Genomic DNA, 11,452 nt, shown 5'->3' with positions numbered 1-11,452 from the left:
TGTCTATGTATCTATGTACTATGAGAGAAAAGATTGTGACAAAGGACTGAACCGCCGGAGCAGGGAGGATTGGCGGAAACTGCGAAAAAGAGAAAGATGGGAGATCGCGGAAAAAGAGCGTGAAAGAGGAGGAAAGGGAAACATGGATCTTGATTTTTCGGGACTGTTTGCGATGCAGGGAATGTTATTCCTGATTATGGTTCTCGGTCTGGTCTTAAAGAAGAGAGGGATGATTAAGAAAGGGGGCAAGGAACTTCTGACAGATTTAGTCATCAACGTGACGCTTCCGGCATCGATTCTCAAGTCGTTTCAGATGGAGTTTAACCACCAGATTCTGATCAGCTGTATGGTGATTGCGATCGTGGCGGTTTTGATTCAGGTGGGAAGCTATTTCCTTGGAATGGTGCTGTATCCGGGATTTTCGGATGACCGCAGGAAGGTTCTCCAGTATGCGACAATCTGTTCAAATGCGGGAATTCTCGGCAATCCGATTGCAGAGGGAATCTTTGGGGGACTTGGACTCCTGTATGCTTCGATCTATGTGATCCCGCAACGAGTTTTCATGTGGTCAGTCGGACTGACTTACTTTACGGAGGCACCGGACAAGAAGACTCTCGTGAAGAAAGTGGCGACACACCCGTGTATCGTTACGGTTGTGATCGGCTTTATTATAATGGTTACACAGATCCAGCTTCCGCTGTTTCTGACACAGACGATCAAGAGTGTCGCAGGTGCGAACACGTTTCTTGCAATGATGCTTGTCGGAACGATTCTTGCTGATGTCCCGCTCAAAACTCTTCCGGAGAAGGCTACTTTGTATTACTGTTTTGTGCGCCTGATCTTTATTCCGTTTCTCGTCTTTGCGGGATGCAGACTGGGAGGTGTCGATGCCCTCGTGACCGGAGTTTCGGTGACTTTGTCCGGAATGCCCGCTGCAAGCGTAACCGCGGTTATGGCATCGAAATACGGAAAAGATGAGATCTTTGCGACAAAATGTGTTGTGCTCTCAACGATTCTCTCGATAATTACGGTTCCGATCTGGTGCGTTTTTCTGAACTAATTATCTGCAAGATCTGCAAGAATGGATAAAAGATAACAGAAAGTGAAAGAATTTTGGGACAGGAGATATGGGCTGAATGGACAAATTAAAGAAGATAGGGATTATTATGATCACGATGTTCAAGATCGGTGCCTTCACATTTGGAGGTGGATGGAGCATCATTGCGCAGATGCAGAATGAGTTCGTGGACCGGAGGGGTTGGATGAGTGAGGAGCAGATCGTCGATTACATGTCACTTGCAAAATCTTTTCCGGGAATCATGATCATCAATATGTCCGTGTTCTGTGGATATGCGATGGCGGGGACACTGGGCGCAATTTCGGCGGCAGCTGCACTCTCGGCTCCGGCACTGATTGCGATTGCCGTCGTGACGTATTTTTATGCGTCTTTGAGGGACAATTATTATGTAGCAAAGATTTTAAATGGAGTTCGCAGTGTGGTAGTACCGATCATCATCAGTGCCTCCCTGCGCTTAAAAGATACGGCGATGAAGGGAAAATCGGCGCTTGTGATTCTGCTGCTCTCTTTTTTGATCTGTGTGTTCACGGATTTCAACAAGGTGCTGATCGTCGCAGCTGCTCTGGCAGTTGGACTTTTTATTTGGAGAGGAGAGGTGGATGATGATTTATCTTAGATTGTTTCTCTCTTTTATGAAGATTGGATTTTGCAGTTTTGGCGGAATGACGATGATTCCGGTCATCAATGATGAGGTTTTGCGCCATGGCTGGATGACGCCGTCAGAGGTCATGGATATTGTCGCAGTCGCAGAGATGACGCCGGGATCGCTCGGAATCAACTGTGCGACCTTTGTCGGACTGCGAACCGCAGGGCTTCTCGGCTCGATGGTGGCAAGTCTTGGTGTGATGATGCCGTCGCTGACGCTTTCTTTGCTCGCGGCGCAGTTTATTTTCCGATTAAAGGGAAACCCGTGGCTGGAGAGTGCAATGCGGGGCGTTCGTCCGGCGAGTCTTGGGATGCTGGTGGCAGCGGGAGTGACGCTTGCGATCTCGACGTTTTTGCCGGAGACGGGACTTACGGGAAACTTTTCGATCTCCTGGAACCTCGTGTTGATTGCCGTGATCGCGGGATATTTTTTAATGAAACGAAAGTGGTCGATCCCGAAAACGATTCTGCTCTCAGCGATTCTCGGACTTTTGATTGGGTAAATACTTGCCAACAGCTGCCGGAAAACTGGATACAATGACTGTAACACTGTAATATTCCGTAACAAAAAATTCACATCTTTTTAAAATCTTCAACTCGTAAAGAGAGCAGGATTATGGTATACTAAAAAACGAAATCCATTTGAGGAGAAGAGGAATGTCAGAAGAAAATAACAGGAATTATGAAGATACAGAGATCCGTGATGAGAAACAGGAGCTTGGCGCTCAGGAGAAAATGAGTGTCGATGATAGAGATCAGGACAGTTTCAGAGACAAGAATGAGACAAGTGGCGATCGCGAGGATCAGATGGAAGGCGATAGCCATCATGACAGTGACAATGGAAACGAGCGAGAACAAGAGTTTGACATCGTGGAACTGGATGATCTGGATCAACATCGTGGTGAGAATCAGAACGTGGAAAGCGTGGAGGGCGCAGATCAGGCGGATCGTGGCAGACACACCCGGATCTTAGAGCGGGTGCGCGAGGAAAAGCGCAGAAGACAGGAACGGCAGAAATGGAGAAAACTTGCTGTGACCGCAGGCGCAGTGATTCTTCTTGTCGGAGGCGTGGCAACGGCTTCGTATCTGTCCGCAGATAAGACCGAGCAGACTGCTCAGACGGGAAGAATGGCGCAGGCAGATGAGAAGGCGCGTGCTGAGGAGGAATCCCGTAAGGCAGAGGAAGAGGCAAAGGCGAGAGAGGAGGAGCAGAAGGCAAAGCAGGAGGTTGTGGACTCCTACACCAATCTCGGTCTTGTGCAGGTTTCCGGCTACTTGAATGTGCGAAGAAATCCGGGGCAGGATGCGGATATTATCGGAAAACTTCAGGAGAACAGTGCATGTGAGATCATCGGAACAGAGGGTGAGTGGTATCACATCACATCCGGTGAGGTTGAGGGATATGTGCACAGCCAGTATATTCTGACCGGCGAGGAGGCAAAGCAGAAGGCGGTCGAGTATGTAACAAAGATGGCGATCATCAACACGGAGGAGGACAGCCTGAATATTCGCTCGACTCCGGATTCCTCAAGCTATGAGAATGTGGTCGGGCAGGCACTCAAGGATGAGCGTTATCCGGTGATCGGTGAGACGGACGGCTGGGTGCAGATCAAGGAGGGATATGTCTCCGCCGACTATGTGGTTGTGAAGTATGCACTCAATGAAGCGCGAAAGATGGATATGAGGGAGATGGTGCTCAACCAGTACGACAACATCGTGATCTCGAAGGTAGATAACTACTTAAATATCCGTTCTGAGCCGACGACGGACCCGGGAAATGGAAATGTGATTGGAAAGATGACAAGCCGGGCAGCGGGAGAGATTCTTGAGACACTTGACGGTTGGTACAAGATCAAGTCTGGTCAGATCACCGGATATATCTCAGCTGATCCGCAGTATGTCGCAGTCGGTCAGGAGGCAAAAGACCTTGCGCTTGAGTCGGCATCGCTGATGGCAATCGTCAACACCGATAAGCTCAATGTCCGTTCAGAGCCGTCGACCGATTCCAAGATCTGGACCCAGATCTCAAAGGAGGAGCGATACAACGTTGTCTCCCAGCTTGATGGTTGGGTGCAGATTGAACTTGACGGCGGAGACAGCGAGGAGGGCGGATCGGATGACCGCGCCTATATCTCGACGCGTGACAATAACGTCGATGTGCGCTATGCGCTCTCAGAGGCAATCAAATTCTCTCCGCTTGAGGAAAAGTCGAATGAGCAGGCGTCTCTGCGGACTCAGACGGTCAACTATGCGCTGAAGTTTGTAGGTGGAAGATATGTGTGGGGAGGAACGAACCCGAACACGGGAGCGGACTGCTCCGGATTTGTGCAGTATGTGATGAGAAATGTCGCAGGAGTCAGTCTCCCTCGTACCTCAAGAGAGCAGGCAAAGACAGGTACAGCGATCAATTCGAGTGAGATGAGACCGGGAGATCTGATCTTTTATGCCAATAAGAACGGAACGGTGAACCATGTCGCCATGTACATCGGAAATGGTCAGATTGTTCACGCTGCAAGCCGCAGAAGCGGAATCAAGATTTCAACATGGAATTACCGGACACCGAAGACAATCCGCCGTGTCCTTCCGTAAAAAGAGTTTCGTGTTGGTTGCGGTAGGTTATGGTCAGGAAGATTAACTGAAGTGACAGATTTACAAATTGACTGTTTGAGTGTTCAACAGGTTACCAGATAAAAACGGAGTCTCCGTTAGGGAAGACTCCGTTTTTTATATTAGAATCAATTTTTCAGTTTTTCAGCAATTTTTCCTGTGATCGGGTAAAAGACTGTTCGATCTCTGTCAGCATCGTGATAAAATCGCGCATGTATTTTGTGAGGTAGCGGTCTTTCCGGTGGCAGATGTAGAAGTTGCGGTTGTTTTCAATTCCCTTGATCGGATAGGTGACGCAGTGTGGCAGAAGTTCCGGAGACATGTCGATGTAGTTCTCCGGGCAGATCATCACGGCGTCACAGGCAATCGCAGTGCGCTTGGCGACTTCGATGCTGATCGTCTCAAACAGGATCTTTGGCTGGATGTCCTTCTGGACAAAGAGGCGATCCTGGGTGTTGCGGACACTGTGTCCGGTTTTGATATTGATAAAAGTCTCATTCTTTGCTTCTGAGATGTCAATCGGAGTCCCGGCAGGAATTCTCTTTGCAATCGAGGAATTCTTGCTGGTAAGAAGTACCAGTTCCTCGGGCTCTACAAATATATATTCCAGTTCCTCGTGTTTCGGATAGGTATTCAGACAGGCAAGGTCAATGCTTCCCTCAAGGACGAGAGACTCTGTGGTTGCCGAGCCGTGTTCCTGAATGTCAAGGTCGACAAATGGATATTTCTGATTGAATGGCGGAACAATCAGCGGGAGTACCTGCATGGCGCGCTGAACAGGGATGCCGAGGCGGATTGTGCCGTGATCCTCGTGGTTAATCTCATCGATCTCTTTCTGGAGATTGTTGTTGATTGTGAGAATCTGTTTTGCCGCTTCGATGTACTTCTGTCCGGCGTAAGTCAGGGTGATGGGGTCGGTGCTCCGGTTGAAAATCGGAGTTCCGAGATTCGTCTCCACGAGTTTGATCATCTGGCTCAGAGACGGCTGAGAAATATAAAGCTTCTTGGCCGCTGCAGTGATGCTTCCCTCTTGCAGAACGGTCAGCATATAATGTGCATGTTTAATATTCATAAAAGCCTCCTGTCTGTTTCTGTGCGATATGCAGTCTGATTTCCAATTTCACTCTCTGTTTTGTTTTTATTTTTCTTTTATGCTTTGAGATTGCAAAAACAAAAATCTCCCTCCCCTAAGATACCACATTGTCAAAAAAATTTCAATCAAAAGCAATAGCTGACTACCTATATACTTTAGAGGGAAATATAGGAAACATCTTATAATTATTATAAGAATATATGTATTTGAACAAATGTATGGAAAGTGATACACTGATTTTAGTGAATTTGACGGAGCGATCGAAAATGAGAATTTGGCGATAAGAACCGAAAAACGAAACTCACGTCATTTCGTAAGCAATACACCAACACAGCAGTATGAAGGAGGAAAACATGGAAGTTAAGAAAGCAGCAGTAGCTGGTACTCTTGAGTCCAGCGATGCCCAGGTAACCGTAGAGCCGGGCAATGGAAGCATTGAACTTTCCATTGAGAGCAGTGTAATTCACCAGTTTGGCAAGCAGATCCGCAAGACCGTTTTAGAGACCTTAGATCGTTTGGATGTTAAGGATGCAAAGGTAAACGTAGTCGATAAGGGAGCTTTGGACTGCACCTTAAAGGCACGCGTGGAGTGCGCTGTGTATCGTTCCAATGATATTACCGAGAATCTTCCGTGGGGAGGTGTAATCAAATGATTCATCCGAATAAAAAAAGACTGAGACGTTCCATGATGTTCTTAAACTGCCAGAAGCCGGGTCTGATCAAAGATCCTTACATCTATAAGCCGGATTCCATCATGCTGGATCTGGAGGATGCTGTTGCAGAGAACCAGAAAGATGCTGCAAGATACTCCCTGTATCATGCACTTCAGGAGATTGATTATCGCGGAGTAGAGCGTGTTGTTCGTATCAATGGACTGGACACCCCGCACTGGAAAGAAGATATCCGTGTCTGCGTAGCAGGCGGAGCTGATACGATCCGTATCGCAAAGACTGAGACTGCTCAGGATGTACATACCGTTGAGGAGCATGTACTTGCAGCAGAGCGTGAGTTTGGTCGTCCGGAGGGTTCCACTCTGCTGATGGCAGCACTTGAGTCCTGTAAGGGCGTGTTAAATGCCCTTGAGGTATGTAAGTCTTCCGAGCGTCTGATCGGTATCGCACTGTCCGGCGGAGATTACACCAAGGATCTTCAGACTGTAATCACCGGAACCGGTGTAGAGCTTCAGGGTGCAAGACAGCAGATGATCATCGCAGCGCGTGCAGCTGGTGTACAGTGCTGGGATACCGTATTCACAAACCTGGATGCGATGGATGTATTTGAGAAAGAGTGTGAGATGATCAAGATGATGGGCTTTGACGGAAAGTCTCTTGTCAACCCGCGTCAGATCGCAGTAGTACATAAGGTATTTACCCCGACTCAGAAAGAGATCATCTTTGCAGAGAAGGTTGTCAAGGAGATTGATGACAAGAAAGCAAAGGGTATCGGCGTATTTACCGTAGACGGCAAGATGATCGATATCGCCTTCTACGATGGAGCAAAGAGAACAATCGCATTAGCGAAAGCATCAGGCGTATATGAGGGGGATCTGTAAGATGATTAATGCAGTAGGTAGAGAAATCCCGGAAGAGATTCTGAAGAAAACAGGCAAAGAGCCGTTCAAGGGCGCTTATGTATATGATAACTATGAGTACACCAAGGCAGCTCCGAAGGCAAGAACGATGATGGACCCGAAGAGAAGCAAGCTGGTTGAGAACATCCATGACGTTCTTGTAAAGTGCGGAATCAAGGATGGCATGACTATTTCCTTCCACCATCACTTCCGTGAGGGAGATTATGTTGTAAATATGGTAATGGAAGAGATTCACAACATGGGAATCAAGGGCATCACCATCTGCGCAAGCTCTCTTGGTAAGGCAAACGATCCGATCGTTCCGTACATCGAGGATGGCACCATCGTTGGCATCCAGTCTTCCGGTGTTCGTGGTAAGATCGGTGAGGCAATTTCCACTGGTAAGTTACAGGATTTAGCAATCATGCGTTCTCACGGTGGTCGTGTTCGTGCGATCGAATCCGGTGAGGTTCGCATCGACATCGCTTTTATCGGTGCTCCGACCTGTGATGAGTACGGTAACATGCGTGCAAACGGCGGAAAGAGCGACTGTGGCGTTCTGTCCTACGCAATGGTAGACGCACAGTATGCAGACAAGGTTGTCGCAATTACCGACTGCCTCGTTCCGTTCCCGAACATCCCGGCAAGCATCTCCATGATCAACGTCGACTATGTATGTGTAGTAGATGAGATCGGTAACCCGGCAAAGATCGCAACCGGCGCTGCGAAGCCAACCACCGATGTTCGTAAGATCATGATGGCTGATTACTGCACCCAGTTCGTAATCAACACTCCGTACTTCAAGAACGGATTCTCCTATCAGACTGGTGTCGGGGGAGCATCCATCGCATCCACGATCTCTCTTGGAAAGATCATGGAAGAGCGCGGAATCAAGATGGGACTTGGTCTTGGCGGTATCACCACCCCGATGTGTGACCTGCTTGCAAAGGGCCTGATCGACAAGATCGTGGATACTCAGGATTTTGATATGGGCGCAATCGAGTCCATCAAGAGCAACCCGAACCATATCGAGATCTCTGCTTCTGAGTACGCTGATCCGTTCAACAAGGGCGCATATGTAAACAAGCTGGATTTCGTTATCCTGGCTTCCCTTGAGGTCGATGTAAACTTCAACTGTAACGTAGTTGTTGGTTCTGACGGTATGATCACCGGAGCACAGGGCGGACATCCGGATACGGCTGCCGGCGCAAAGTGCACCATCGTAATCGCACCGCTTCTTCAGGGTAGAATCCCGGCAATCTGTACCAACGTTACAACTGTAACCACCCCGGGTGAGACCGTTGACGTTGTTATCACCGATTACGGTATTGCAATCAACCCGAGACGTCAGGATCTGATCGAGTGCATGAAGGGTGTAAACCTTCCGTTCTGCACCATTGAGGAACTGCGTGATAAGGCATATGCAATCGTAGGAGAGCCGGACCCGGTACAGTTTGGCGATCGTGTAGTCGGTATCATTGAGGGTCGTGATGGTACGATCATGGACGTTGTACATGAGATCAAGCAGTATGAGTTCAAAGACTGATAAATAAATGCCAGATATTTATGTTCAAAATTACGAACATAGACAATTTGGAAATCCGGAGACTTTACGGTCTCCGGATTTTTTTTTATAATAGTCAGTAGAAAAAACGTAATTGCATCCATTATAAAATATATGAGATGACAAAAAGGAGGAGAGTGATTCGCATGGGGGAAAAGAAGAGACCGCGACTCGTGACATTTGGAATGCCGTGGTGGCTGGCTGCCGGGCTGGCGCTCGTGGTGATTGTGTCAGCTTGGACGGGAGCATTGACGACGGATATGACGGGGTGTCTGGCGCTGATGCTTGCGATAGGATTTCTTTGTAATGAGGTCGGGGAGAGGATTCCGATCTGGAACAGCTATGTGGGTGGTGGTCTGGTACTCGCATTTCTTGTATCTGCAATTTTATTTACGTACAAGATTATTCCGCAGGAGTATGCAGAGAGCATGCAGTTTCTTGTGCTCGATGTGAATTTTCTGTCATTTTTCATTATTTTTCTGGTGACGGGCTCGATTTTGTCGCTTGATCGGAGATTACTTTTGCGCTCGTTTGCACGGTATCTGCCGACGATTTTTGGGGGAATTGTCGGGGCATCTCTGTTTGGAATTTTCGCGGGAATGCTCTACGGGGTGACACCGATGGATGTGATGGTGCGCTATGTGCTTCCGATTATGGGAGGCGGAAATGGAGCGGGAGCTGTGCCGCTGAGCCAAATTTATAAGAGTGCAACCGGACAGTCTGCATCCGGATATTATTCGTTTGCGCTCACGATCCTGACAATCGCAAATGTTTTTGCAATCTTTATGGGAGCACTCCTGAATCATCTTGGAAAACGTCTTCCGGAGTGGACGGGGGATGGAAAGACGCTTTTGCGAAGTGGAAATGGATATGTAAAGGAGGAAAAGAAGTCTGGTGTGTCAGCGCGAGATCTCGGTGGAGCATTCTTTTTGACACTGGGATTTTGTGCGCTTGGAAGACTTTTTGCAAATGTCATTGTGCCGAAGATTTTTGGAGTGGCGATCCATCCGCTCGCTTATATGGTGGTGTTTGTCGTGCTTGCGGCAGCACTCGGCATTGTGCCGGAGAATATTTGTGTTGCAGTGAAACGTCTCCAGGCATTCTTCGGAGGAAATCTGGTTCTTGTGATTATGGTTGGAATCGGAAGTGATACGAATTTTCTGGAGATGCTGGAGTTTTTGACGGTGAGGAATGTAGTGATTGCGATTGCAATTGTGCTCGGAGCGACAATCGGATCGGCGATTGTAGGGCAGATTGTCGGATTCTTCCCAATCGATGCGGCGATCACGGCAGGACTTTGCATGGCAAACCGTGGTGGAGCCGGTGATTTGGCAGTTCTTGGTGCATCGAAGAGAATGGGATTGATGGCATATGCACAGTTCTCATCGAGGTTTGGAGGCGCGATTGTGTTGATTATTGGAAGTGTGCTGTTTGGAAAGTGGCTGGGATGAGGGGTGAAATGCCCTTTTCAATTTGAAAAATGATAAATAGAAACAATTAGAAGTGTGTTAGTCATTAGCTCACTTAAAAATTAAAAAATGGGAGATTTGGAGCAGAGTTTTGCAATTATATTTATTATTCGTGATTCTTCCGTATTCATTGCTCCTCCGGCGAGTAAAGTCAGGCAAACTCGTTCTCACTCCGGGTTCGGTCAGAGGAAGCGTCACTGGCACTTCCTCGACATGCAGAGCACCGACGTCTCACACGGGTTTGCCTGCACTTTCTCGCACTCCGTCGCTTTAGGCTAACAGGTATTTAAGTCAATGCTTGCAGGAAATTAATACGTGTCTACTGAAATTAATATAACCTATTCGTATCGCATCTGGATTGGTATATTCAGGTGCGATATTTTTTCTCATTTTGTCATTCTACTTCATATTCGACCTGAACATAGGCAGTAATGCTTACTTGACCAGGCATTACACTCAGATCTTCTACAGAAGCGGAAGATTTCATGGAAGAACCGGCAGCTGCGGACTCATAAACCGAATAACGAGTTGACGGATTATAACCATTTTCTTCTGCATGAATGATACCGACAACCGATTTGTCATCAGCTTCAGCGATCGCGTCAGCTTTAGCTCTTGCATTTGCCATTGCACCTTTCAGAGCTTCCTGATAGCTGGCATCGTAATTGCTTGCAGAATAGCTGACGGAATCAATATCATTAATTCCAGCAGAGACAGACTGAGAAATGATTGTACCAGCCTGGTCGATTGGAATATCTGAGACAGTTAATGTGGTTGTCATCTCGTACCCAACGACATCTCCGTTGGAAGACTCCCAGTCACGGATAGGATTCAAACCATAGGCAGAAGTTTGGATGGAATTCTCATTGATGCCAAGTCCTTTTAACACCTCAAGGGTGGAGTTAACATCCGTGGTATTCTTTTGCTGACATTCAGACGGAGTCTCAGCTCTTGTATATACAGAATAACGAATCTCAGCGATATCCGGAGTGACTTTTACTTCCTCCTGACCGGAGACAGAAATACTGTTGCGTTCACTGGCGATATTTTCTACTTTTACTGTGTCTGGAAGTTGTACAGTGGAGCTACAACCACTGAGAATGAGTGTGGATGCCGTTGCTACGGCGATGAGATAATGTTTCATAAAATCCCTCCCTGAAATATAAAATTCGTTAAGATGCGCGAATAAAACATTCAATAAAAACTATTATTGGATAATATACAATAATTTTCCTAAATTTATTATAACAAAGAATCGATTTGAGAGTATTTCTTTTTTCTTACCGGATCGCTACTTTTTTCTTGCATTTTTTGAAAGAAGAAGGTATAGTAAACATATCAAGAAAAGTGATGTTAAGACAACCTTTATAACAATCTATTTTTATTTCTTATATGCTCTTTTTAATCTGATTAATCAAATGTTTAT

The 11,452-nt window shown here is 47.1% G+C and carries 10 protein-coding genes; 8 read left to right on the top strand and 2 right to left on the bottom strand.

What is annotated here, in order from left to right; translation table 11 throughout:
- From AC4EVX_RS12180 to AC4EVX_RS12165, 4 genes are all read left to right on the top strand, one after another.
- Nucleotides 1-1,060 (top strand): AEC family transporter (locus tag AC4EVX_RS12180; RefSeq protein ID WP_490160293.1); only part of this gene is annotated, 1,060 nt, incomplete at its 5' end.
- Between the two features lie 76 nt (nucleotides 1,061-1,136).
- On the top strand, nucleotides 1,137-1,694 hold the full coding sequence (locus AC4EVX_RS12175; protein WP_177977129.1) for a chromate transporter: 558 nt from the start codon (nucleotides 1,137-1,139) through the stop codon (nucleotides 1,692-1,694).
- Nucleotides 1,678-2,226, top strand: a complete 549-nt coding sequence (locus AC4EVX_RS12170) for a chromate transporter (protein WP_490160292.1) — start codon at nucleotides 1,678-1,680, stop codon at nucleotides 2,224-2,226. The genes AC4EVX_RS12175 and AC4EVX_RS12170 overlap by 17 nt, the downstream gene beginning before the upstream one ends.
- Nucleotides 2,227-2,380: 154 nt before the next feature.
- Nucleotides 2,381-4,312, top strand: a complete 1,932-nt coding sequence (locus AC4EVX_RS12165) for a C40 family peptidase (RefSeq protein ID WP_490160291.1) — start codon at nucleotides 2,381-2,383, stop codon at nucleotides 4,310-4,312.
- Between the two features lie 154 nt (nucleotides 4,313-4,466).
- On the opposite strand, the gene AC4EVX_RS12160 is transcribed toward AC4EVX_RS12165, so the two are convergent.
- A complete protein-coding gene (locus tag AC4EVX_RS12160) occupies nucleotides 4,467-5,402 on the bottom strand; it encodes a LysR substrate-binding domain-containing protein (RefSeq protein WP_177977128.1) in 936 nt (311 codons plus the stop codon).
- A 374-nt stretch (nucleotides 5,403-5,776) separates the two neighbouring features.
- On the opposite strand from AC4EVX_RS12160, the gene citD reads away from it, so the two are divergent.
- The 4 genes from citD (at nucleotide 5,777) to AC4EVX_RS12140 (ending at nucleotide 10,008) form a co-directional block, all read left to right on the top strand.
- The gene (gene citD / locus AC4EVX_RS12155) at nucleotides 5,777-6,076 is read left to right on the top strand and encodes a citrate lyase acyl carrier protein (protein WP_177977127.1); all 300 of its coding nucleotides are present in this window, start codon (nucleotides 5,777-5,779) and stop codon (nucleotides 6,074-6,076) included.
- A complete protein-coding gene (locus AC4EVX_RS12150; RefSeq protein WP_177977126.1) occupies nucleotides 6,073-6,975 on the top strand; it encodes an aldolase/citrate lyase family protein in 903 nt (300 codons plus the stop codon). The genes citD and AC4EVX_RS12150 overlap by 4 nt, the downstream gene beginning before the upstream one ends.
- A gap of 1 nt (nucleotide 6,976) precedes the next feature.
- Nucleotides 6,977-8,539, top strand: a complete 1,563-nt coding sequence (gene citF, locus AC4EVX_RS12145) for a citrate lyase subunit alpha (protein ID WP_177977125.1) — start codon at nucleotides 6,977-6,979, stop codon at nucleotides 8,537-8,539.
- Between the two features lie 164 nt (nucleotides 8,540-8,703).
- Nucleotides 8,704-10,008: a 2-hydroxycarboxylate transporter family protein gene (locus tag AC4EVX_RS12140; RefSeq protein ID WP_177977124.1), complete on the top strand. Its 1,305-nt coding sequence runs from the start codon at nucleotides 8,704-8,706 to the stop codon at nucleotides 10,006-10,008.
- 412 nt (nucleotides 10,009-10,420) lie between these two features.
- Here AC4EVX_RS12140 and AC4EVX_RS12135 read toward each other — a convergent pair whose 3' ends face one another.
- Entirely contained in the window at nucleotides 10,421-11,170 is a 750-nt protein-coding gene (locus AC4EVX_RS12135) for an SIMPL domain-containing protein (RefSeq protein WP_177977123.1), read from the bottom strand.
- Nucleotides 11,171-11,452 lie beyond the last annotated feature (282 nt).

It is taken from the genome of Brotaphodocola sp., assembly GCF_983179755.1.
This window is presented reverse-complemented; position numbering and strand designations above follow the sequence as displayed.

What these genes read in the sequence shown, in the direction of transcription:
- AC4EVX_RS12175 (WP_177977129.1), top strand. Translation starts at nt 1,137, where the DNA reads ATGGACAAATTAAAGAAGATAGGGATTATTATGATCACGATGTTCAAG.
- AC4EVX_RS12170 (WP_490160292.1), top strand. Translation starts at nt 1,678, where the DNA reads ATGATGATTTATCTTAGATTGTTTCTCTCTTTTATGAAGATTGGATTT.
- AC4EVX_RS12165 (WP_490160291.1), top strand. Translation starts at nt 2,381, where the DNA reads ATGTCAGAAGAAAATAACAGGAATTATGAAGATACAGAGATCCGTGAT.
- AC4EVX_RS12160 (WP_177977128.1), bottom strand. Translation starts at nt 5,402, where the DNA reads ATGAATATTAAACATGCACATTATATGCTGACCGTTCTGCAAGAGGGA.
- citD (WP_177977127.1), top strand. Translation starts at nt 5,777, where the DNA reads ATGGAAGTTAAGAAAGCAGCAGTAGCTGGTACTCTTGAGTCCAGCGAT.
- AC4EVX_RS12150 (WP_177977126.1), top strand. Translation starts at nt 6,073, where the DNA reads ATGATTCATCCGAATAAAAAAAGACTGAGACGTTCCATGATGTTCTTA.
- citF (WP_177977125.1), top strand. Translation starts at nt 6,977, where the DNA reads ATGATTAATGCAGTAGGTAGAGAAATCCCGGAAGAGATTCTGAAGAAA.
- AC4EVX_RS12140 (WP_177977124.1), top strand. Translation starts at nt 8,704, where the DNA reads ATGGGGGAAAAGAAGAGACCGCGACTCGTGACATTTGGAATGCCGTGG.
- AC4EVX_RS12135 (WP_177977123.1), bottom strand. Translation starts at nt 11,170, where the DNA reads ATGAAACATTATCTCATCGCCGTAGCAACGGCATCCACACTCATTCTC.